This window comes from Nocardioides alpinus (assembly GCF_900112035.1).
Taxonomy (GTDB): domain Bacteria; phylum Actinomycetota; class Actinomycetes; order Propionibacteriales; family Nocardioidaceae; genus Nocardioides; species Nocardioides alpinus.
The window spans coordinates 1-21,632 of sequence record NZ_FOKC01000003.1 but is presented as its reverse complement, the minus strand read 5'-3'; the positions used below and the strand labels follow the sequence as shown (position 1 = coordinate 21,632).

Annotated in this window: 19 protein-coding genes, 1 tRNA gene and 1 rRNA gene; 14 read left to right on the top strand and 7 right to left on the bottom strand. The window is 71.3% G+C overall.

Going from position 1 to position 21,632, the window contains the following annotated elements; translation table 11 throughout:
- Positions 1-27: 27 nt before the first annotated feature.
- A complete protein-coding gene (locus tag BM127_RS07835) occupies positions 28-753 on the bottom strand; it encodes a GntR family transcriptional regulator (protein ID WP_091197020.1) in 726 nt (241 codons plus the stop codon).
- 114 nt (positions 754-867) lie between these two features.
- On the opposite strand from BM127_RS07835, the gene BM127_RS07830 reads away from it, so the two are divergent.
- The 5 genes from BM127_RS07830 to BM127_RS07810 are packed head-to-tail and all read left to right on the top strand — an operon-like array spanning position 868 to position 5,164.
- Positions 868-2,112 carry an NRAMP family divalent metal transporter gene (locus BM127_RS07830; RefSeq protein ID WP_091197018.1) on the top strand — a complete coding sequence of 415 codons (1,245 nt, stop codon included), beginning with the start codon at positions 868-870 and terminating at the stop codon, positions 2,110-2,112.
- Positions 2,109-2,888 carry a LamB/YcsF family protein gene (locus BM127_RS07825; protein WP_091197015.1) on the top strand — a complete coding sequence of 260 codons (780 nt, stop codon included), beginning with the start codon at positions 2,109-2,111 and terminating at the stop codon, positions 2,886-2,888. Before BM127_RS07830 ends, BM127_RS07825 begins: the two co-directional genes overlap by 4 nt.
- Entirely contained in the window at positions 2,885-3,496 is a 612-nt protein-coding gene (locus BM127_RS07820; RefSeq protein ID WP_091197013.1) for a 5-oxoprolinase subunit B family protein, read from the top strand. The genes BM127_RS07825 and BM127_RS07820 overlap by 4 nt, the downstream gene beginning before the upstream one ends.
- Complete coding sequence (locus BM127_RS07815; protein ID WP_091197010.1) at positions 3,493-4,389, top strand: 5-oxoprolinase subunit C family protein; 897 nt, start codon at positions 3,493-3,495, stop codon at positions 4,387-4,389. The genes BM127_RS07820 and BM127_RS07815 overlap by 4 nt, the downstream gene beginning before the upstream one ends.
- Complete coding sequence (locus BM127_RS07810; protein ID WP_091197007.1) at positions 4,382-5,164, top strand: putative hydro-lyase; 783 nt, start codon at positions 4,382-4,384, stop codon at positions 5,162-5,164. The genes BM127_RS07815 and BM127_RS07810 overlap by 8 nt, the downstream gene beginning before the upstream one ends.
- 106 nt (positions 5,165-5,270) lie before the next feature.
- On the opposite strand, the gene BM127_RS07805 is transcribed toward BM127_RS07810, so the two are convergent.
- Positions 5,271-6,536, bottom strand: a complete 1,266-nt coding sequence (locus BM127_RS07805) for an ammonium transporter (protein WP_091197004.1) — start codon at positions 6,534-6,536, stop codon at positions 5,271-5,273.
- Between the two features lie 198 nt (positions 6,537-6,734).
- Between BM127_RS07805 and BM127_RS07800 the strand changes: the two genes are divergently transcribed.
- Positions 6,735-7,556 carry a hypothetical protein gene (locus BM127_RS07800; RefSeq protein ID WP_091197000.1) on the top strand — a complete coding sequence of 274 codons (822 nt, stop codon included), beginning with the start codon at positions 6,735-6,737 and terminating at the stop codon, positions 7,554-7,556.
- A gap of 4 nt (positions 7,557-7,560) precedes the next feature.
- Here the strand turns inward: BM127_RS07800 and BM127_RS07795 are convergent, their stop codons facing one another.
- Positions 7,561-8,301: a PIG-L deacetylase family protein gene (locus tag BM127_RS07795; protein WP_091196998.1), complete on the bottom strand. Its 741-nt coding sequence runs from the start codon at positions 8,299-8,301 to the stop codon at positions 7,561-7,563.
- A 66-nt stretch (positions 8,302-8,367) separates the two neighbouring features.
- Between BM127_RS07795 and BM127_RS07790 the strand changes: the two genes are divergently transcribed.
- On the top strand, positions 8,368-9,570 hold the full coding sequence (locus tag BM127_RS07790) for a sulfite oxidase (RefSeq protein WP_091196995.1): 1,203 nt from the start codon (positions 8,368-8,370) through the stop codon (positions 9,568-9,570).
- Between the two features lie 4 nt (positions 9,571-9,574).
- Here BM127_RS07790 and BM127_RS07785 read toward each other — a convergent pair whose 3' ends face one another.
- Together BM127_RS07785 and BM127_RS07780 are read right to left on the bottom strand one after the other, a co-directional pair.
- Positions 9,575-10,867, bottom strand: a complete 1,293-nt coding sequence (locus BM127_RS07785; protein WP_091196992.1) for a DUF1501 domain-containing protein — start codon at positions 10,865-10,867, stop codon at positions 9,575-9,577.
- A 1-nt stretch (position 10,868) separates the two neighbouring features.
- Positions 10,869-12,269: a DUF1800 domain-containing protein gene (locus tag BM127_RS07780; protein ID WP_157829552.1), complete on the bottom strand. Its 1,401-nt coding sequence runs from the start codon at positions 12,267-12,269 to the stop codon at positions 10,869-10,871.
- 160 nt (positions 12,270-12,429) lie between these two features.
- On the opposite strand from BM127_RS07780, the gene BM127_RS21835 reads away from it, so the two are divergent.
- Together BM127_RS21835 and BM127_RS07770 are read left to right on the top strand one after the other, a co-directional pair.
- Positions 12,430-13,395, top strand: coding sequence for a GNAT family N-acetyltransferase (locus tag BM127_RS21835; RefSeq protein ID WP_139227688.1), 966 nt, complete (start codon positions 12,430-12,432; stop codon positions 13,393-13,395).
- 35 nt (positions 13,396-13,430) lie between these two features.
- Positions 13,431-13,504: transfer RNA gene (locus tag BM127_RS07770), tRNA-Ile, on the top strand.
- A 20-nt stretch (positions 13,505-13,524) separates the two neighbouring features.
- On the opposite strand, the gene BM127_RS07765 is transcribed toward BM127_RS07770, so the two are convergent.
- Positions 13,525-15,006 (bottom strand): serine/threonine-protein kinase, encoded by a 1,482-nt coding sequence (locus BM127_RS07765; RefSeq protein WP_175507353.1) that lies wholly within the window; start codon positions 15,004-15,006, stop codon positions 13,525-13,527.
- Positions 15,007-15,186: 180 nt separating this feature from the next.
- Here BM127_RS07765 and BM127_RS07760 point away from each other — a divergent pair, with 180 nt between their 5' ends.
- From BM127_RS07760 to BM127_RS07750, 3 genes are read left to right on the top strand one after another with little or no spacing between them, the layout of a single operon-like run.
- Complete coding sequence (locus tag BM127_RS07760; RefSeq protein WP_091196982.1) at positions 15,187-15,594, top strand: hypothetical protein; 408 nt, start codon at positions 15,187-15,189, stop codon at positions 15,592-15,594.
- A gap of 20 nt (positions 15,595-15,614) precedes the next feature.
- Positions 15,615-16,892 (top strand): sensor histidine kinase, encoded by a 1,278-nt coding sequence (locus BM127_RS07755; protein WP_091196979.1) that lies wholly within the window; start codon positions 15,615-15,617, stop codon positions 16,890-16,892.
- Complete coding sequence (locus BM127_RS07750) at positions 16,889-17,521, top strand: response regulator (protein ID WP_091196976.1); 633 nt, start codon at positions 16,889-16,891, stop codon at positions 17,519-17,521. The genes BM127_RS07755 and BM127_RS07750 overlap by 4 nt, the downstream gene beginning before the upstream one ends.
- On the opposite strand, the gene BM127_RS07745 is transcribed toward BM127_RS07750, so the two are convergent.
- Positions 17,518-18,906, bottom strand: a complete 1,389-nt coding sequence (locus BM127_RS07745; protein ID WP_175507352.1) for a serine/threonine-protein kinase — start codon at positions 18,904-18,906, stop codon at positions 17,518-17,520. The two genes, BM127_RS07750 and BM127_RS07745, sit on opposite strands and share 4 nt — an antisense overlap.
- Positions 18,907-18,979: 73 nt before the next feature.
- On the opposite strand from BM127_RS07745, the gene tyrS reads away from it, so the two are divergent.
- Positions 18,980-20,245 (top strand): tyrosine--tRNA ligase, encoded by a 1,266-nt coding sequence (tyrS, locus tag BM127_RS07740; RefSeq protein ID WP_091196970.1) that lies wholly within the window; start codon positions 18,980-18,982, stop codon positions 20,243-20,245.
- Positions 20,246-20,844: 599 nt separating this feature from the next.
- A 16S ribosomal RNA gene (locus BM127_RS07735) occupies positions 20,845-21,632 on the top strand; the annotation flags it as partial.

Genomic DNA, 21,632 nt, shown 5'->3' with positions numbered 1-21,632 from the left:
CTCACCCGATTGTCGTGAGCGGCGTCCTCAGGACTCGCGGGCGGCGGCGAAGGCGCCGATGAGCTGGGCCTCGGCGGCGTCGAGGTAGGCCGCCATCACCGACTCAGCCGCGTCGAGATCGCCCGCGGCGAGCAGCTCGAGGATCGTCCGGTTCTCCGGGAGATAGGCCAGGTGGAACGCCTGCGGGGCGTCCATCACGTGGAAGACCAGGCGCAGCTCTGCCAGGAGGTGCCCCATCGCCTCCGAGACGCGCGGGCTCTGCGCGAGTGCGGCCACGGCCTGGTGGAAGTGCATGTTGGCCGTGCCGACCTCGACCCACTGCTCGCGAGCAGCGGCCGCCTCGCCCTCCTCGACGGCCTCGCGGACCGGGGCCAGCAGCTCGGCCCACCGGTCGTCGGAGGAGCCCGCACGACGCCGTTCGGCGGCGCGACGTACGGCGCCGCACTCGAGGATGCGACGCAGCTGGTAGAGGTCCCGGACGTCGTCCACGGTCAGCTCGCGGACGAAGACGCCGCGGTTGAACTCGTGCACCAGGAGGCGCTCGTGGCCGAGCAGCCTGAACGCCTCGCGCAGGGTGTTGCGCGAGACCCCCAGGGCCGCGCCGATGTCCTCCTCGGACAGGCGGGTGCCCGGGCGGAGATGGCCCTCGGTGATGCGGGCCCGGAGCACGTCGGCGACCCGGCCCGACGTGCTGGCACGGCCCAGTCCGGGACGCTCGGCCCGGAGCCCGTCGAGCCAGCTGGTGGTGGTCACGCTCGAAGGCTAGCCGATGAGGGGTATTGACGGATTGTTCAACAATCCCTCATGGTGGTGTGACGGGGACCACTTTCCGACGGACCACTCGGGACCGACACAGATGGGCACGACATGACCGACGAGACCAGGCAGACCGACACCGGGGCACCGGCGCAGGCGACCCCGGGCAAGGCCGGCGCAGCGCGCGGGGCGTTGCTCGGCGCGATGTTCCTGATGGCCACCAGCGCCATCGGCCCCGGCTTCATCACCCAGACCACCGTCTTCACCGCCCAGCTCGGAGCGGCGTTCGCCTTCGCGATCCTCGTGTCGATCCTCGTCGACATCGCGGTCCAGCTCAACGTGTGGCGCGTCATCGGGGTCTCCGGCATGCGCGCCCAGGAGCTGGCCAACACGGTGCTTCCCGGTGCCGGCTACTTCCTGGCGGCCCTCGTCGTGCTGGGCGGGCTGGTGTTCAACATCGGCAACATCGGCGGCACGGCGCTGGGCACCAACGCGATGTTCGGCCTCGACGTCAAGATCGGCGGCGCGATCTCGGCGCTGATCGCGATCGCCATCTTCCTGAGCAAGCGGGCCGGGATCGCGATGGACCGGATCGTGGTGGTCCTCGGCGTCGTGATGATCGCGATGGTGCTCTACGCCGCCGTCGTCTCGGGACCGCCCGTGGGCGAGGCGCTGCGCCAGACCGTGCTGCCCGACGAGGTCGACTTCCTGATCATCACCACGCTCATCGGTGGCACCGTCGGTGGCTACATCACCTACGCCGGCGCCCACCGGCTCGTCGACTCCGGCATCACCGGTCCCGAGCACGTCCGCGACATCACGCGCGGCTCGGTGACCGGCATCCTGGTGACCGGCGTGATGCGCACGCTGCTGTTCCTCGCGGTGCTCGGCGTCGTCGCCGGCGGCGTGACGCTGGCTGCGGACAACCCGCCTGCCTCCGCCTTCCAGGCCGCCCTTGGCGACGTGGGCGTACGGGTCTTCGGCATCATCCTGTGGGCCGCGAGCATCACCTCGGTGATCGGTGCCTCCTACACCTCGGTGTCGTTCCTGTCCGGCTTCTCACCGCGCCTCGAGGCCCGCCGCAACCTGGTGACCGTCGGCTTCATCGTCTTCTCGGCAGCGATCTACCTCGCACTGGGCCAGGCACCCGTCACGCTGCTCGTCGTCGCCGGCGCTCTCAACGGGCTCATCCTGCCCGTGGGCTTCGCCATCATCCTGTGGGTCGCCGCACGCCGGATCGACCTGCTCCGGGGCTACCGCTACCCGAAGTGGTTGCTGGCCGTCGGGGCAGCCGTGTGGGTGCTCACGGTCTACCTCGGCTGGAACTCCCTCGGCGGCATCGCGGACCTGCTGTGACCGGGCCCCGGATCGACCTCAACGCCGACCTGGGCGAGTCCTTCGGCAGCTGGACCCTCGGCGACGACGACGCCCTGCTGGAGGTGATCACCAGCGCCAACGTGGCGTGCGGCTTCCACGCCGGCGACCCCACCGTGCTGCGGCGTACGTGCGCCCGGGCCGCCGAGCGCGGCGTGGTGATCGGCGCACAGGTGGGCTACCGCGACCTCGCCGGCTTCGGGCGCCGCTTCATCGACGTCGAGCCCCACGACCTGACCAACGACGTGCTCTACCAGCTCGGCGCACTGGAGGCCTTCGCCCGGGTCGCAGGGACGCAGGTCCGCTACGTCAAGCCGCACGGCGCCCTCTACAACGCGATCGTGCACCACGAGGCGCAGGCCGAGGCGGTCGCCGACGCCGTACGTCGCTACGACCCGACCCTGCCCGTGCTCGGCCTACCCGGCTCCGTGTGGCTCGCGGTCGCCGGTGCCGCCGGGCTGACGACCGTCCCCGAGGCCTTCGCGGACCGCGCCTACACGCCCGAGGGGACCCTGATCCCGCGGCGCGAGCCCGACGCGGTCCTGCACGACCCCGGCCACGTGGCCGAGCGCACGGTCCGGATCGCCACCCGCGAGGAGGTGGTCTCCTCCGACGGTTCGCTCGTCCCGGTCCGCGCCGCGTCCGTGTGCGTGCACGGGGACAGCCCGGGGGCCGTGGTCATGGCCACGGCCGTACGCCGCGGGCTCGAGGAGGCGGGAGTGCAGGTGCTGCCGTTCGTCGGCGGTGGGCCGGGATGAGGCTGCTGCCCTGCGCCGGGTCCGGCCTGCTGGTCGAGCTCGACGACCTCGACGCCGTGCTCGCGCTCTACGCCGAGCTCGTCGAGGACCCTCCCGAGGGCGTCGTCGACCTGGTGCCGGCCGCCCGCACCCTGCTGCTGCGGATCGACCCGGCACGGACCGACCCGACGCAGGTCGCCAGGGCCGTACGTGCCGTCGAGCCGCGATCGGGGCACCGTCCCGACGCCGGTCGCCTCGAGGTGCCGGTGACCTACGACGGCGAGGACCTCGCCGAGGTCGGCCGACTGACCGGGCTGGGGGAACGGGGCGTGATCGAGGCCCACACCGCGCAGGAGTGGACGGTCGCGTTCTGCGGCTTCGCTCCCGGCTTCGGCTACCTGGTCGGGACCGACGACCGGTTCACGGTGCCGCGCCGCGCCGACCCACGCACCCGGGTGCCGGCCCGGTCCGTCGCGCTGGCCGGCGAGTTCACCGGGGTCTACCCCCGCGAGTCGCCCGGAGGGTGGCAGCTCATCGGCCGCACCTCGGTGGATCCCTGGGACCTCCAGCGTGATCCGCCCGCCCTCCTGGTGCCGGGCCTCCGCGTCACCTTCGTGGAGGCCTCGTGACTGCGTGGCTGGAGGTGGTGAGGCCCGGTGCGCTGAGCACGGTGCAGGACCTCGGGCGTTCGGGCCTGGGCGCCCTCGGGGTCGGTCACGCGGGCGCTGCGGACGTGCCCGCCCTGCGCCTGGCCAACCGCGTGATCGGCAACCCCGAGTCCGCGGCCGCCGTCGAGGTCACCTTCGGAGGACTCGAGGTGGTGGCGCGAGGGGGCGCCACGATCACCCTCACCGGCGCGCCCTGCACGATGACCGTCGACGGCCGCACCCACGGTTCCCACAGCGTGGTGTGGGTGCCCGACGGCGCGACCCTGCGGCTCGAGGCCCCGACCTCCGGGCTCCGCAGCTACCTCGCCGCACGCGGGGGGATCGAGGTCCCGCCCGTGCTGGGCTCCCGGTCCACCGACACCCTGTCCGGCGTCGGACCCGCCCCGCTGGCCGCCGGCGACCGGCTGCCGGTCGGCCGCGCCACGGCCGCACACCCGGGCGTCGACGTGGTGCCCGTGCAGGTGCCCGCGGCAGGCGACGTCACCCTGCGCGTCGTCGACGGCCCCCGCGCCGACTGGTTCACCGGGGCCGGACGGGCCGCCCTCCTCTCCGGTGCCTACGAGGTCACCGCCGACAGCAACCGGGTCGGCATGCGGCTCTCCGGGCCCGTGCTCGACCGCGCGCGCGACGACGAGCTCCCGAGCGAGGGCATGGTCTGCGGAGCGCTCCAGGTGCCGCCTTCGGGCCAGCCGACGCTCTTCCTCGCCGACCACCCCGTCACCGGCGGCTACCCCGTCATCGCAGTCGTCGTCCACGCCGACGTACCCCTGGCCGCGCAAGTCCGCCCGGGGCAGCGCCTCACCTTCCGCCGAGTCCCGTCCCCGTCGCCCGTCCCAGGAGCATCCGATGACTGACGTCGCCGCCCTCACCCCCACCGAGGCCCGCGCGAGGTTCCGCGCCGGACTGCGCGTGCCGACGTCCGGCTGGAGCGCCGGCTGGACCCAGGCCAACCTGCTCGCCGTGCCGCGCGACCTCGCCTACGACTTCCTGCTGTTCGCGCAGCGCAACCCGGCACCGTGCCCGATCCTCGACGTGACCGAGCCCGGGGAGGTGAGCAGCCTGCGGTTCGCCGGCGACCTGCGGACCGACCTCCCTGCCTACCGCATCTACGAGCACGGCGAGCTGGTCGCCGAGGTCGACGACGTGACCGATCGCTGGCGCGACGACATGGTGGCGTTCCTCATCGGGTGCAGCTTCACCTTCGAGGCCGCGCTCCTGGAGGCGGGAGTGCCCGTACGCCACCTCGAGCAGGGGCGCAACGTGCCGATGTTCCGCACCTCCGTGGCGTGCCGCCCGGCCGGGTCACTGTCGGGACCGCTGGTCGTCTCGATGCGTCCGATGCCCGCCTCGCAGGTGGCCACGGCGGTCCGGGTGACCTCGCGCTACCCCGCCGTGCACGGGGCGCCCGTCCACATCGGATCCCCTGCTGAGCTCGGCATCACCGACCTCGATGCACCCGACTTCGGGGACCCCGTGGAGGTGCGCCCCGGGGAGGTCCCGGTCTTCTGGGCCTGCGGTGTGACCCCGCAGGCCGCGGTCATGCAGTCCCGTCCGGCCCTGGCGATCGGCCACGCCCCCGGCCACATGGCGATCACCGACATCCGCGAGAGCGAGCACCTCGTCCCGTGAGTCCCGGGAGGGCGGACCGGCCGGACCCGCAACGAAGGGCCCGACGCAGCACGCGTCGAGCCCTTCGCCTCCTCGCACGCCGTTGTGCGATCCGGACTCGGGTCCGTCAGCCGACGGACATGTCCCCGAGCTCGTAGCCCTGCTCCGCGTGGACCGTGGCGTCCAGTCCCGCGTGCTCGAACTCGTCCGCCACGCGCAGCCCCATGATGCGGTCCAACGCCTGCGCGATGACGTAGGTGACGATGAAGGAGTACGCCAGCACGGCCAGGGCGCCGACGACCTGGCGCCAGAGCTGGTCGGTGCCGCCGCCGTAGAGCAGACCGTCGATGCCGGCAGGCGCCGCCGCAGTGGCGAGGAAGCCGATGGCGATGGTGCCCCAGAGGCCACCGACGAGGTGCACGGCGACGACGTCGAGCGAGTCGTCGTACCCGAGGCGGTACTTCACCCCGATGGCCAGCGAGCACAGCACGCCACCGCCCACGCCGACCAGGATGGCGCCGACGGGTGAGACCGCCGAACAGGCCGGCGTGATGGCGACCAGACCGGCGACGAGCCCGGACGCGGCGCCCAGCGAGGTGGCGTACCCGTCCCGGATCTTCTCGGTGAGGATCCAGGCCAGGCTCGCGGCCGCCGGGGCGACGAGCGTGTTGACCCACGCGACCGCGGCGGTGTTGTTGGCCGCCAGCGCCGAGCCGGCGTTGAAGCCGAACCAGCCGAACCACAGCAGGCCCGCGCCCAGCATCACCAGCGGCAGGTTGTGGGGGCGCATCGCCTCGGTGCCGAAGCCGCGGCGGGTGCCGAGCACCAACGCCAGCGCGAGTGCGGCCGCGCCGGCGTTGATGTGCACGGCGGTGCCGCCGGCGAAGTCGATGGCACCGAGCGTGTTGGCGATCCAGCCGCCCACGTGGTCGCCCACGCTGAAGTCGAACACCCAGTGCGCGACCGGGAAGTAGACGAGGGTCGCCCACACGCCGGCGAAGACCAGCCAGCTGCCGAACTTCATCCGCTCCGCGACCGCACCGGAGACGAGTGCGACCGTGATGATCGCGAAGACCGCCTGGAAGCCGACGAAGGCCATCGTGGGCAGGCCACCGGCCTCGGACGTCGTGTCCTCGAGGAGGCTGCTCAGCCCGAGGAACTCGGTCGGGCTGCCGAGCAGGCCACCGCCGACGTCGTTGCCGAAGGCCAGCGAGTAGCCGTAGAGGACCCACAGCACGCTGATCAGGCCCATCGCGCCGAAGGACATCATCATCATGTTGAGCGCACTCTTGGCGCGGACCATGCCGCCGTAGAAGAGTGCGAGGCCGGGGGTCATCAGCAGCACCAGGCTGGCGCTGGCGAGAACCCATGCGGTGTCTCCGGTGTTGACCACCAGGGACCTCCTTCGATTGTGGGGCCCGAGGGCGGGGACGCGGAAGCAGGCCCGCCCGAGTGGCCTGAGGCCCACGATCGGTCCCGTGGGTCCGGGAGAGGTTCCGGGCCGGTGTCCGGGGCGTAACGTCTCGACCCCGCGTGTGAACGTTGGGTTACGCGACCACCCGCCGCCTCCACCCCGGGAGAGGCTGGCCGCATGAGCGCGGAACCGACGACCGACCCGGAGCACCAGGGCGAGTTCCTGGTGCGCCCGGACGGCACCGTGCGGGGGGACGACGGCGCCTCGGGTGCGCTCGCCGCGGCCCTGCCCTACACCGGACGACTGGCCCGTCGGATGGGGGAGCTCGTCGAGGCGGGCGACCTGCGCGTGATGGAGGCCTTCGGGGCCCAGCGACTGACGGTGGGGGTGACCTGGACGCCGGCCGGCGAGGGCACGTTCCGCGCCGTGGTCACGCCGCTCGAGCCGCGCGCGCTGCCGTCCTTCATGGTCGTCGGCGGCGCCGACACCGCGGCGACGGTCAGCCACTGCGTCAACCGCCTCGCTGCCGTCGAGGGCGTCGCGTGGAGCTCGATCGTCACCGCCGACTCCCGGGTGATCGCGGCGGTGGGGGAGCAGCAGGACCTGCACCACCTCGCCGAGGTCGGCAACCGAATGCTCGCGATCCTGCGCTCGCTCGAGGACCAGCACGCCACCGGCTTCATGCGGCTGCGCTTCGAGAAGGGCGCCGTCATCGGCGCCTCACTCGGGCGGCACGCGCTGGTCGCCTTCGCCTCGACCGCCGAGGACACCGACCTGGTGACCATGATCGACGAGATCCGCGCGATCCTCGCCGACCACGACCTGGGCACGGTCACCACCGAGTTCGAGCCGGGGTCGGAGGAGCCCGACGAGCCGGTCGTCGACGCGACACCCGACCCCGCAGCACCCGCGCGCCCGGCGCTGCCGGTCGGCGCTCGCTACCGGGGCGCCGCAGCGCGTCCGGACAAGCCGCCGAGACGGTCGCTGTTCGGCCGCTGACGGATCAGCCCCAGCCGAGCGGGAACACCTCGAACGTCGCCGCGTGGGTGACCCCGAGGCCCTGGCCGCCCCCGCGGAGGATCCCGTCGAGGAACTCCTCCGGGTCCCAGCCCTCCCACCCGAGGCCCTCGATGTAGGCCCGGTGCTCCTTCAGCGAGGCGACGCCGGCCTGGAAGGTCTCGGTCACGTCGACGGCGTGCGTCGCCTGCGGTGACGACCCCGACCACACCGCTCGTACGCCGCCCCAGGGCTCGAGGCCGTCGGTCAGCTGCTCGGGGAAGATCCACCGGTTGCCCGCATCGCGTACGGCGTCCAGCAGCGCCCTGCCCACGGCGATGTGGTCGGCCTGGTTGAGGTTGGCGCCGCCGAAGGTCTCGCGGAAGTTGATGGTCATCGCGATGTCGGGCTGGTGCCTGCGCACCACCTCGGCGATCGCTCGCCTCAGCTCGACGCCGTACTCCAGGGTGCCGTCGGAGAGCCGCAGGAACTCGACCTCGTCGACGCCGACCACGTGCGCCGACGCGATCTCCTCGGCCTCACGCAGGGGTCCGCTCTCGTCGGGGTGGATGCCGTCGATCCCGGCCTCGCCGCTGGTCACCATGCAGTAGACGACCCGCTTGCCCTGCCCGGTCCAGCGCGCCACCGCGGCGGCGCCGCCGTACTCGATGTCGTCGGGGTGCGCGACCACGAAGAGCGCGGTCTGCCAGTCCTCGGGGAGGGGCTCGAAGCTCGGTGGGGTCGCCATGGGTCGAGCATGGCACCACGAGTGTTGTGTAGTGAAACCGGTGACTTACTCGTATAAGGTCGCGGGATGACCTCGATCGCTCCGACCCGTCGCGGGTTCCTGACCGCTGCCGCCGTCGCCGGCGCCACCGCCCTCGCCCCGGCGTCCGGGTGGCGCGCGGCGCCCGCCCGCGCCGCCGCGCCCTTCATCCTCAAGCCGACGCCGCCGGCGTACTTCACCGACTTCGGCACCAACGCCGAGATGCTGTGGAGCTCGGTGGACCCGAAGGCCTACCTCACGCCGCAGTCCCGGCTGTTCGTGCGCAACCACACCCGCACACCGCAGATCACCCGCGCCGGCTACGCCCTGCGGGTGTACGGCGACGGGCTGGCCACGTCGCGCGCCGAGGGCGAGGCGCTCTCGCTGACCCTCGACGACCTGCAGCGCCTGCCCCACCACGAGCACACCGCAGTCCTCGAGTGCACCGGCAACGGCCGCCGGCTCTTCAAGGACCAGCAGGGCCAGACCGTCTCCGGCACCGCGTGGACGCTGGGCGCCGTGGGGACGGTGCGGTGGACCGGCGTACGCCTGCGCGACGTGCTCGCCTCGATCGGCCTGGCGCCCGACGCCGTCTCGATCGAGGCCGCCGGGCTCGACGACCCGTTCGTCTCCGGCGGCACGGACTACGGCCGCGTGCGCCGCCCGTTCCCCGTCTCGAAGGCGCTCGACGACGCGGTCCTCGCCTGGGGGATGAACGGCGAGGACCTCCTGCCCGACCACGGCTACCCGCTGCGCCTCGTCCTGCCCGGCTGGGTCGGCATCGCGAGCATCAAGTGGCTCGGCTCGCTCGAGGTCTCGCGCTCCGCGCTCACGTCGCCGTGGAACACCACCTTCTACCGGATGACCGGGCCGGAGTGGCCCGTCGACTCACCGCCGCTCACCGTCAACCCGGTGCGCTCGGCCTGGGAGCTGGCCCGTGACGCGGTCCTGCCCTCACGCCCGGTGACGCTCACCGGTCGTTCGTGGAGCGGCGCGGGCCGGATCAGTCGCGTCTCGGTCAGCCTCGACGGCGGCACGAGCTGGCGCCCGGCCGTGCTCGACCGCAGGTCGCGCCAGGACGAGGGGTGGACCCGGTGGTCGGTGCGGTGGGGCAACCCGCGACCCGGACACCACGAGATCCTCGCGCGCGCCACCGACGAGCGGGGCCGCACCCAGCCGCTCGAGGCCGTCTTCAACACCCAGGGCTACTTCTTCGACGCGGTCGTGCGCCACCCGGTCCGGGTCGTGTGAGCCGTCAGGCCATCACGCCGATGGCCGACGGCGCGAAGCCCGGGAAGACCTGCGCCACCGAGACCCCGAAGCGACGCGTCACGACCTCCGTCAGGACGCTGCGGTAGTCGGTGGTGACGAGGACGTCGGCGTCGAGGGAGTCGGTCAGCCCGGGCCACGAGCCGTAGTAGCGCCCGCCCTTCACCCCGGCGCCGGCCACGAACATCACGTTGCCGTAGCCGTGGTCGGTGCCGTAGTCGTCGTTCTCCTTGACCCTCCGGCCGAACTCGCTCAGCGTCACGAGCGTGACCCGGTCCGCAGCGGGTCCGAGGTCGGCGAAGAAGGCAGCGATCGAGGCGGCGAGGTCGCCGGCGTTGCGCCTCATCTCTCCCCACTCGACCGTGCCGAGGTCGGTGTGCATGTCCCAGTCGCCCTGGTCGACGGTGATGACCTCTGCGCCGACGCCGGAGCGCACGATGCGCGACACGTCGGAGAGGGCCTTGCCCAGCCCCGTGCCGGGGTAGGCGGTGGCGGGGGTGCCGGCAGGCAGGTCGCGCGCGGCACCGAAGGTCTCCGCGCCGGAGATCGCGTCGCGGACCGCCCGGCTCATCGGTCCGCTGCCCTTCCAGGCGTGGGCCAGCGATGCCAGTCGGCGGCCGTCCTCCTCGGTCCCGGCGACCTTGGCCTGGTCGACGCGGCCGACGACGAAGGCCGGGTTGCTGCCGAAGAGCGACGTCGGGACCTGGTTGCCCATCGCCGTGCCCTGCAGCGGCGAGGCGCCGGGGAGGTCTCCGAGGAGCCGGTTGAGCCAGCCGTTGCGCTCGGTCGACCCGGGTGCGGCGTCCTCGATGGCCTCCATCGCCGCGAAGTGCGACCGGTTGGGCGTCGCCATGCCGGTGGCGTGCACCGCGGCCAGCGTCCCGGCGTCCCACATCGGGAGCAGGGGCGCGAGCGCCGGGTGGAGCCCGAACATCGCGTCCGGTGCCAGGAGCGAGGCCTGAGGTATGCCGATGCGCGGGCGCGCGGCGTAGTAGGCCGGGTCGCCGTGCGGCACCACGAGCGAGAGTCCGTCAGCAGCACCGCGCAGGGAGAGCAGCACGAGCACCGAGCCGGTCGCCGATGACAGGCGGGTGGCCGGTCGCCCGGTGACGGCGTACGCCCGGGGGCCGGAGCCGCCGAGACCCGGTCCGAGGGCCATCGCCCCGCCGGCGAGAGCCGTGCCGAGCACGGCGCGGCGGCTCAGGAGCGTGCGCGCCTCGTCGTAGTCGGGGCAGCCGCAAGAGCCGGAGCTGGTGGTCGTGGGGTCAGGAGTCGTCATGTCAGCACGCCAGGTGGTCGGGGGAGTCGAGGACGGCGGCGAGCAGCCGCGGGAAGCCCCACTGGTAGAGGCCGTGGTCGCGGTCGATCTTCTCCCTGGCCTTGCAGCCGGTGGCCAGGCACGCCGTCGCCAGGAGGTTCTTGCCGGCGGGCCGGTGGAGCAGGTCGCGACTGACCTCGTCGACGAGGTCCTTGAAGCGGATCGGCTTCTTGGCAGGCACCCAGGCGCTCGGCCTGCGGTAGTCGAGGTCGACCGTGGGCCACCACATGCCGGCCATCGACCAGTGCATGCTCATCGACCCGAGCGCCCGCGCGGGCGAGGCCCAGATGTCGTCGTGGACCGGGGTGCCGTCGGGGCGTGGCCACGCGTGCGGGGAGAGGCCGAGCCCGGAGGCCTGCCAGAGCATCGCGTTGACGCCGGAGTCGGCGCTGCTGGGGCGCTCGATCCCGACGCCGAGTGCGCGGTAGGTCGCCACCACGTCCTCGCTGGGGTCGCGCAGCTTCGCGCCCGCAGAGGACCGGAACTCCTTGCTGGCCACGAGTGCGCGCAGCACCGGCACGATCTCGGTGTCGTTCTTGAGGTAGACCTTCGCCAGCCGCTTCACCAGCGCCTGCGGCGGGTCGTCGCGGACGAACTTGGTCGCCAGCCGCTCGGCGATCTTGTGGGCGGTGTCGGGGTGGTGCGCGAGGTACCGGAGGTAGTCCTTGGTGACCTGGCGCCCGTCACCCTTCGCGTTCTTGTCGCTGAACCCGCGCACCTGCACCCGGCCGCGGTAGTGGTCCTCCTTGACGTACGACGCCGCCCAGCTCTCCCAGAGGTCGACGTGCCAGCCGGTGAGGATGCGCGAGGAGGCCTTGACGTCGTCCTCGTCGTAGTTGCCGGCGCCGAGCGTGTGCAGCTCGAGCAGCTCGCGGCCGAGGTTCTCGTTGGGCGCCCGCTTCGTCGACGTCGCCGCCGACAAGAAGATGAGCATCGCCGGGTGCGTCGTGGTCTCGACGAGCAGCTCGTCGAAGCGGCCCAGCGCGTGCTTGCGGATCGTGTCGCCGTAGTCGACGCGCCAGGTGAAGTGCGCGTCGCCGCTCACGGGCACGTGGAGCATGCCCTCCCAGAACTCGGTCATCTTCTCGAGCACGGGTCGGCGGGTGCGGATGCGCCGCACCAGCAGCCACCGGCCGTAGTCCTCCATGACCTGCCAGCCGCCGCGGATCTCCTTGGCCTGCCGCTGCCACAGCTCCGAGGGCCCGCGGTCGAGGTCGGGCCACCAGCGGCGGACCTGCTCGGCGTCGCCGTCCGGGAACGACCCCGGCCGCGTGAGCTGCAGCTCGAACCACTGCTGCGCGCTCCCCGCACGGCGTACGTCCTTCGCGAGCGCGGCGTCCACGCCGTATCCGAAGCGCGTCACCAGGTGACGCTGCGACGGGGTCAGCAGCTCTGCACGATTCCTTGCCACCCAAGGACCTCCCATCCCGAGACGGATCACTGTCCCACGCCGCGCGCCGCCGGCGAAGCCGAACCCCGATAACGACTTGCCCACGACCTCACGGGCGGGATCGGATGGGGAGGTGGACATCCGCGAGCTCGACGTCAGCGATCCCGCCGCCCGCCGCGCCTGGTACGACGTGCAGGAGGCCTCGGCCCGCGCCGATCGACCGCACGCGCTGCTCCAGGCCTTCGACGCCTTCGAGGTCTCCGCGACCCGGCCGGGGGCGTACGTCGACCGGCTCCGCCTCGAGGCGCGCGACGGCGACCTGCTGGTCGGGGTCGCCGACCTCGAGCTCCCGTTGACCGAGAACCTCGACGTCGCGTGGGCGGAGGTCAACGTGCTGCCCGCGCACCGGCGCAAGGGCACCGGCCGCTCCCTGTGGGAGGCGGTGGTCGACCGCGCGCGGGCAGCCGGTCGTACGCGGGTCGGGGGAGAGGTCAGCGTCGACCTCGAGGTCTCCGGGGCGGGAGCAGCGTTCGCCACAGCGATGGGCGCAGTCGAGAAGCACCGCGAGGACCACCTGCTCGCCGAGCTGCCCGTGCCCACCGTCCCGATCGCCGCGGACTACGAGCTCATCGCCTGGCGCGGACGCTGTCCCGACGAGCACCGCGCGGACTACTTGGCGATGCGCAACCAGATGAACGCCGACATCCCGACCGGCGACCTCGACCTGGAGGCGACGGTCCTCGACGACGCCCGGCTCGCAACGTCGGAGCAGCGCCTCGGCGCGTCGTACGACGTCCGCGTCGCCGCCGCGCGCCACCGGCCCGACGGCGTCTTCGGCGGCTACTCGCTGCTCTTCGTGCCCCACGGCGCCGACCACGGCTGGCAGGACGACACCCTGGTCATGCCCGAGCACCGCGGCCACCGCCTCGGTGCCGCGCTCAAGGCCGCCAACTACGCCGACCTGCCCGCGCACGTCCGCCTCGTCCACACCTGGACAGCTCCCTCCAACACTGCGATGCACCACACCAACACGGCTCTCGGCTTCCGCGTGGTGGAGCACATGTACGAGATGGAGGCGAGCATCGACACCAACCGGTGAGCCCGTCACGGAACCCCCGATAGGGTGCGCCACGAGGGGCGGTAGCTCAGTCGGTCAGAGCAGAGGACTCATAATCCTTGGGTCGTGGGTTCGAGCCCCACCCGCCCTACGAGGTGCCGATCTGCGAGGTCAGCCCTCGCCGGCGATCAGGTAGCCGTCGCCGCTCTGCTGGAGCTGCAGCCGGCCCTGCTGCGTGGTGGTGCGGCCGGACGTGGTGACGTACTGGACCGTGTACGACGTGGTCAGGGCCTCGGGATCTGCGCGCACGTCCGAGACGCTCGCCGACTCGATGGTGCTCCAGAAGCCGGAGTAGCGACCGAACCCACCGCTCTCGGTCTGGAACCCCGGGGTGAGCATCTCGAACGTCACCTGCGGGTCGGACGTGACCTGGGAGTAGTAGTCCTCGACGAACACCTCCATCGCTGCGGCATCTCCCTCGGGAGCCGCGTCGGTGGTCGGTTCCGTCTCGGTGGGCTCCGCCGTGGGCTCCTCCGTGGGCTCCGCGCTCGGCTCCTGCGTCGGTTCCTGCGACGCAGAGGGCTGCTCCGAAGGCTGGCTCTGACCAGTGCCGGCCCCCTCGGCAGCGGTGTCGCGGTTCGCGTCCTCGGGCCACCACAGCCAGGCGCCGAGCCCGACCAGCACGACGAGGGCGGCCACCGCGGCGAGGCGCGCCAGCGGACGCCGCCCCGACGGCGGTGCGTTGCTCGCGGCGACGGGGGTGGGGCCAGCGACGGGAGTGGGCGCGGCAGGGGCCGGCACGGTGGCCATCCCCACCGTCGCCTCACGGTCGGGGTCGTCGCCGGGACGCGGCTCGGGGCCCGGACCACGCGCGACATGGCGCAGCTCGTCGCGCGCCCGCGCGACCGGCCACCGCTGGTCAGGATCCTTCTGCATCATCCCGGCCAGCGGCGTCGCCAACGGATGGTCGTCGGGCAGCCGCGGCGGACCGTCGTGGACGATCCGGTAGAGACCGCCGAGCACGTTCTGGCCCATGTCGTACGGCGCCCTGCCCATGACCGCGTGCCAGAGCGTGGCGCCGAGCGACCAGACGTCGCTGGCAGCTGTCGCGTCCGACCCCGACGCCACCTCCGGGGCGAGGTAGGCGGGGGAGCCGGTGACGAGCCCCGTCCTGGTCAGCGCCGCGTCGGTCGCCGACCGGGCGATGCCGAAGTCGCCGAGCTTCGCGTGGTCGCGGTCGTCGACCATGATGTTGCTGGGCTTGACGTCACGGTGCACGATGCCGGCCTGGTTCGCCTCGACGAGCGCGTCGGCGGCCTGCGCGATGATCCCGGCCGCGCGGCTCGGCGACAGCGGGCCCTCGGCCACGATCAGCTCGGTGAGGGTCCGTCCCTCGACGTGCTCCATCACGAGCCAGTAGCAGTCGTCGTCCTTGACGAGGTCGAGGATCGACACCACGTGCGGGTGGTTGACGCCGGCGGCGAGGCGCGCCTCGCGCTCGGCGCGCGCCACGTCGTCCTCGGTCGTGCCGGGGAGGAGGCCCATCCGCTTGATGGCGACCGCCCGGCCCAGCACCTCGTCGCGCCCGAGGTGGACGACGCCCGCTCCGCCGCGGCCGATCTCGCGTTCGAGGGTGTACCTACCTGCAATCACGTCTGAGTCGCCCCTTCCTGGCTCCGCCACAGGCTAGACAGGTTCGGGGGGACATCCGCACCACCCGTGGGGACCAGTGCCGTGTGAGGCACCGCGCACCGAGGGGGTACTAGCACCATCGGACATCTGTCCGCCGCCGCTCGCCACGACCACGCTGGACCCACCTACCCAGGAGGATCCATGACCACCACCACGCACCGCTCGAGGACCGCCCTCGCCCCCCTCGCCCTCGTCACGATCGGCCTCGTCGGGGCCGGCACGACCGCGGCCTCCGCGCACAGCGACGACGACGACCGCGTCATCGTCACCGGCGCCTGCAGCGCCGGCGCCGACTGGAAGCTCAAGGTGAAGACCGACGACGGTCGCCTCGAGGTCGAGGGCGAGATCGACAGCAACACCGTCGGCCAGCAGTGGCGCTGGGCCATCCGCCACAACGGTTCCGTCAGCGACCGCGGCTCGGCCACCACGACGGGTCGCAGCGGCTCGTTCAGCATCGAGCGCCAGGTCGTCGACCTCGCCGGCACCGACCGGGTCGTGTTCCGAGCCGTCCACGACGGCCAGACCTGCCGCGGTGTGGTCAACTACTGATCTTCACCGGAAGGCCCCCCATGCGTTGGCTGACGAATCCCGTGGCGCAGTTCCTGGCCGCGGGATTCGTCACGCTCGTGGTCGTCGTCCTCGTCACCAGCGCCCTCAGTCGAGAGGCCGCCGACGAGGAGGCCATCGCCGATGCCCGCTCGCTCACCGGCGTGCTCGGCCGCTCCGTGGCCCAGCCGGCCATCCCGGAGGGCCTGGTCACCGGCGATGCCGCGGCCATCGACCGCCTCGACCGCACGGTGCTCGACCGTCTCCTGGTGGACGACGTGCGCCGGATCAAGGTCTGGGCGGCCGACGGCACCATCCTCTACAGCGACCGCACCGAGCTGATCGGTGCGGTCTACCCGCTCGGCGACGACGAGCTCGACGTGATCGAGGAAGGCGGGACGGACGCGGAGCTCTCCGACCTGACCCGGCCCGAGAACCGCTACGAGCGCGAGCTCGGAGGTGACCTGCTCGAGGTCTACACGAGGATCCGGTCGCCGGAGGGCGAGCCGCTCCTCTTCGAGGCCTACTTCACCGCCGACGAGCTCGGCCAGCAGCGGGCCGCCGTGCTCGACCGCTTCCTCCCGATCACCATCGGCGCGCTGGCGGCGCTGGTCGCCCTCACCACGCCGCTCATCTGGCTTCTCGCCCGACGGCTCTCGCGCGGCGCCCGCGAGCGCGAGCGCCTGCTCGAGGCGGCCGTACGCGCCTCCGACGCCGAGCGCCTGCGGATCGCACGCGACCTCCACGACGGCGTCGTGCAGGACCTCGCCGGTTCGTCGATGGCGCTCTCGACCCTCGCCGCACGCGGTGTCGGGCCCGTCGCGGACGAGCTCGAGGACGTCGGCCGCTCGCTCCGGGTGAGCATGCGCTCGTTGCGGTCACTCCTGGTCGAGATATACCCGCCGGACCTGCACACCGCCGGTCTCTCCGCCGCGGTCCACGACCTCGTCGCACCGCTGGTGGCCGCCGGAGTGGAGGTCGACGCCGACATCAGCGGTGACGAGGACGCCCCGCCGGCCGCCGTGGCACTCGTCTGGAGGGTGGCTCAGGAGTCCGTCCGCAACGTCGCCCGCCACGCGCAGGCCACCCGGATGTCGCTCACCGTCCGTCGAGAGGACGATGCCCTCGTGCTGGAGGTCGTCGACGACGGGGTCGGGTTCGACGTGACCACCGCCGCGGGGGACGAGCACGTCGGGCTGCGCGCTGCCGAGAGCCTGGTGCGTGAGCACGGTGGCGCGATGGAGGTGGAGTCCACGCCCGGCTCGGGCACGATGGTGCGCGTGGAGGTCCCGGTCGCATGATCCGCGTGGTGCTGGCCGACGACCATGCCGTCGTACGCCGTGGGCTGACCGGCCTGATCGAGTCCACCGACGACCTCGTGGTGGTCGGCGTCGCCAAGGACGGGAGCGAGGCGGTGGCGCTCGTCCGCGAGCACCGCCCCGACGTGGCCGTCATGGACCTGCAGATGCCCGTCCTCGACGGGGTCGAGGCCACCCGCGCGATCGTGTCCGAGCAGCTCGGCACCGAGGTCCTCGTGCTGACCTCCTTCTCCGACCACGCCCGCATCGACGCCGCGATCGAGGCGGGAGCCGTGGGGTACCTGCTCAAGGACGCCGAGCCCGAGGTCCTGCTCGACGGCATCCGCGCAGTGGCCAGGGGCGAGTCGCCGCTCGACCCGCGCGCGGCGCGCCGGCTCATCAGCAGGGCGAGCCCGGCGCGGACCGACGTGGGCCTCCACGAGCTGTCCCCGCGCGAGACCGAGGTGCTCCGGCTGGTGGTGTCGGGCCTGCTCAACAAGCAGATCGCGTCCCGGCTCGGCATCACCGAGCGGACCGTGAAGGCCCACCTGACCTCCGTCTACCAGCGCATCGGCGTGGCCGACCGCACCCAGGCCGCGCTGTGGGCCGAGCGGCACGACCTGGGGGCCTAGCCCTCTCCGGCGATCAGGTACTGGTCGTCCTGGCGCTGCAGCTGCAGCCGGATGCTGTCGGTGTTCTCGGCGCCCGACTTCATGACGTAGTCGACGGTGTAGCCCACGGTGAGGTCCGACGGGTTGCTGTCGACGCTCTCGAGCTCGGCCGAGCGCACCTTGCTCCACCACCCGATGTAGCCCTCGTAGCCACCGCTGGCGTCCTGGAACTCCGGCGTCAGCTGGTCGAACGCTGCGCGGGGGTCGGTCGTCACGGTGGAGATGTAGGAGGTGATGAAGGCATCCATCTGCTCGCGGGTGTCCTCGGCCGTGAGCGGGGGCGTCGTCTCGGTGGGCTCCGGAGTCTGCGAGGAGGACTCGGCGGCGGTGGTGTCGTCGGGGAGTGCCTCGGGGGTGTCGCGCCCGGCCCAGACGTACGCCAGCACGACAGCCGCGACCGCCAGGACAGCTCCTGCCGCGACCAGTCCCCAGCTGAGCGACCCGCGTCGCGCGGGTCGTGGGGTCGACGGCGGAGTCGGTGCGGGGGAGACCGGCGGCAGGACACCGGTGTGCCCGGGAGCCTGCGGTACGACGGGCGCCGGGACCACCGTGGACCGCTGTCCTCGTGCCAACCGGGCCAGCTCGTCACGCACGCGGGGCATCGGCCAGCGCTGCTCGACGTCGCGGTTCATCATCACCGACACCAGGCCCGCCATCGGGTGGTCGTCGGGCAGTCGTGGCGGGTCCTCGTGCACGATCTTGTAGAGCGCGCCGATCAGGTTGTCGCCGACGTCGTAGGGCGGCTTGCCGGTGACCGCGTGGTAGAGCGTCGCGCCGAGGGACCAGACGTCGCTCGCCGGGGTCGCCGACGAGCCCGAGGCGACCTCGGGAGCGAGGTACGCCGGCGACCCGGTCACCAGGCCGGTCTGGGTGAGCGACGCGTCGTCGGCCGACCGGGCGATGCCGAAGTCGTTCAGCTTGGCCGCTCCGTGCGCGATCAGGATGTTGCTCGGCTTCACGTCACGGTGCACGATCCCGCTGCGGTGCGCCTCCACGAGGGCGTCCGCCGTCTGGCCGAGCAGCGTGGCGGCCTCGGCGGCGTCCATCGGGCCGCTGGACCTGACGCGTTCGCTCAGCGTCTCGCCGTCGACGTACTCCATCACCAACCAGCGGACGTCGTCCTCGTCGACCAGGTCGAAGACCGACACGACGTGCGGGTGGTTGAGCGCGGCAGCGAGGCGGGCCTCGCGCTGGGCACGTTCGACCTCGGCGTTGTCCGAGCCGGGGATGACGCCGATGCGCTTCATCGCGACCTGTCGGCCCAGCACCTCGTCGAGTGCCAGGTGCACCGTCCCGGAGCCGCCTCGACCGATGACTCGCTCGAGCGTGTACCTGCCTGCGATCACGTGCCGTCCTTCCTGCATACCGGCTCTAGGCTAGTGCCCGACCACCAACGCGACCCCACCCGAAGGAACTCACGTGACGACCCCCAACGTCCTCGACGAGCTGGAGTGGCGCGGCCTGATCGCGCACTCCACCGACCGCGACGCGCTGCGCGCTGCGCTGGGCGAGGGGAGCGTCAAGTTCTATGTGGGCTTCGACCCGACGGCGCCGAGCCTCCACATGGGCCACCTGGTGCAGGTGCTCACCGCGAGGCGGCTGCAGGAGGCCGGTCACACGCCGTACGCCCTCGTGGGCGGCGCGACCGGGATGATCGGCGACCCCAGGGACTCGGGTGAGCGGACCCTCAACAGCCTCGACACCGTCAAGGACTGGGTGGACCGGGTCCGCAGCCAGATCGAGCCGTTCTTGTCCTTCGAGGGCGACAACGCCGCCACGATGGTGAACAACTACGACTGGACCGCCTCCATGTCGGTGATCGACTTCCTGCGTGACATCGGCAAGCACTTCCCCGTCAACCGGATGCTGGCCCGCGACGTGGTGAAGAGCCGGCTCGAGGCGGGGATCAGCTACACCGAGTTCTCCTACGTCCTCATGCAGTCCATGGACTTCCTCAACCTCCACCGTGACCACGGCGTCACGCTGCAGTTCGGCGGTTCCGACCAGTGGGGCAACCTCACGGCCGGGGTCGAGCTGATCCGCCGGGCCGACGGGGCCCACGCGCACGCCATCGCGACGCCGCTCATGACGAAGGCGGACGGCACCAAGTACGGCAAGACCGAGGGCGGTGCCCTGTGGCTCGACCCGGCGATGCTCTCGCCCTACGCGTTCCACCAGTTCTGGCTCAACGCCGAGGACGCCAAGGTCGGCGAGCTCCTGCGGGTCTTCACCTTCCTCACGCGCGAGGAGATCGAGGACCTGGAGCAGCAGACGGCGGACAAGCCGTTCCTGCGAGCGGGTCAGAAGCGCCTGGCCGACGAGGTCACCGCGCTCGTCCACGGCGCCGAGGAGGTCGAGCACGCCAAGGCCGCGGCCGCCGCGTTGTTCGGCGGGGGAGACCTCGGGGCGATCAGGCCGGCCACGTTGGCTGCCGCGCTCCGCGAAGCAGGAGGTACGACACTCCCCGCGGGTGACATGCCCGGGATCCTCGACCTCCTGGTGGCCGCCGGGCTGGCCAAGAGCAAGGGCGAGGCACGCCGCACCGTGACCGAGGGAGGCGCCTACCTCAACAACGTGCGCGTGGAGGACCTCGAGCTGCAGCCCACCCGGGAAGACCTCGTCGCCGGCTCGTGGCTTGTGCTGCGCCGCGGCAAGAAGAACTTCGCAGGCGTCGAGGTGGCCTGATCCGAGGCCGTGTCGGGCGGTGCTCACGACCGCCCGACACGCTCGAATGATCGCACCACCTGCCACAACAGGCCTCTGACCTGCGAAAACACCACTGTGCGCGCGGTCACACCATCTCGATTTGCGCGTTCCCACCGTGCCGTCTAATGTTCTCTTTGTCGCCAGGGAGCGGCGGGGAGCAAGACCGGTCAGGTCGGGCTCTCGGCCCCGGGAGGACAACCTGAAGCGGTCATCGGTCACGATGACACCACCGGGTCAGAGCGAAACAGTCGAGGATTTGCCACGACAGAAAGTCGCTCGCTAGGTTTCACCAGTTGCCTCACGCAACCGAGATCCTCACCGGGTCGCGATGTGGGTGCGTCTGATTCTTGAGAACTCAACAGTGTGTTTGATTAGTCGACGAATTAGTTTGTTTTGCCCCGTTGGCATTCATGGTTGTCTGGCCTCTTTTTTGGGGTTGGGTGGTTGTGGTGTCAGTGGTTTCTTTGACAATGATTCTGACAATTTGTCAGTTTCGTTTTTTGTCAGGGGATGTGGCTCTCTTTTTCCTCGTGCCTGGTTCTGGCCTTTGGGTTGGGGTGGGTGTGGGGTGCAAGTTTTCAATGGAGAGTTTGATCCTGGCTCAGGACGAACGCTGGCGGCGTGCTTAACACATGCAAGTCGAGCGGAAAGGCCACTTCGGTGGTACTCGAGCGGCGAACGGGTGAGTAACACGTGAGTAATCTGCCCCTGGCTTTGGGATAGCCACCGGAAACGGTGATTAATACCGGATATGACCACGTACTGCATGGTGTGTGGTGGAAAGTTTTTCGGCCAGGGATGTGCTCGCGGCCTATCAGCTTGATGGTGAGGTAATGGCTCACCATGGCTTCGACGGGTAGCCGGCCTGAGAGGGTGACCGGTCACACTGGGACTGAGACACGGCCCAGACTCCTACGGGAGGCAGCAGTGGGGAATATTGGACAATGGGCGGAAGCCTGATCCAGCAACGCCGCGTGAGGGATGACGGCCTTCGGGTTGTAAACCTCTTTCAGTACCGACGAAGCGCAAGTGACGGTAGGTACAGAAGAAGCACCGGCCAACTACGTGCCAGCAGCCGCGGTAATACGTAGGGTGCGAGCGTTGTCCGGAATTATTGGGCGTAAAGGGCTCGTAGGCGGTTTGTCGCGTCGGGAGTGAAAACGCCGTGCTTAACACGGCGCTTGCTTTCGATACGGGCAGACTAGAGGTATGCAGGGGAGAACGGAATTCCTGGTGTAGCGGTGAAATGCGCAGATATCAGGAGGAACACCGGTGGCGAAGGCGGTTCTCTGGGCATTACCTGACGCTGAGGAGCGAAAGTGTGGGGAGCGAACAGGATTAGATACCCTGGTAGTCCACACCGTAA

Coding starts and splice junctions, on each gene's coding strand:
- BM127_RS07830 (WP_091197018.1), top strand. CDS start 868: ATGACCGACGAGACCAGGCAGACCGACACCGGGGCACCGGCGCAGGCG.
- BM127_RS07820 (WP_091197013.1), top strand. CDS start 2,885: ATGAGGCTGCTGCCCTGCGCCGGGTCCGGCCTGCTGGTCGAGCTCGAC.
- BM127_RS07810 (WP_091197007.1), top strand. CDS start 4,382: ATGACTGACGTCGCCGCCCTCACCCCCACCGAGGCCCGCGCGAGGTTC.
- BM127_RS07800 (WP_091197000.1), top strand. CDS start 6,735: ATGAGCGCGGAACCGACGACCGACCCGGAGCACCAGGGCGAGTTCCTG.
- BM127_RS07795 (WP_091196998.1), bottom strand. CDS start 8,301: ATGGCGACCCCACCGAGCTTCGAGCCCCTCCCCGAGGACTGGCAGACC.
- BM127_RS07790 (WP_091196995.1), top strand. CDS start 8,368: ATGACCTCGATCGCTCCGACCCGTCGCGGGTTCCTGACCGCTGCCGCC.
- BM127_RS07785 (WP_091196992.1), bottom strand. CDS start 10,867: ATGACGACTCCTGACCCCACGACCACCAGCTCCGGCTCTTGCGGCTGC.
- BM127_RS07760 (WP_091196982.1), top strand. CDS start 15,187: ATGACCACCACCACGCACCGCTCGAGGACCGCCCTCGCCCCCCTCGCC.
- BM127_RS07755 (WP_091196979.1), top strand. CDS start 15,615: ATGCGTTGGCTGACGAATCCCGTGGCGCAGTTCCTGGCCGCGGGATTC.
- BM127_RS07750 (WP_091196976.1), top strand. CDS start 16,889: ATGATCCGCGTGGTGCTGGCCGACGACCATGCCGTCGTACGCCGTGGG.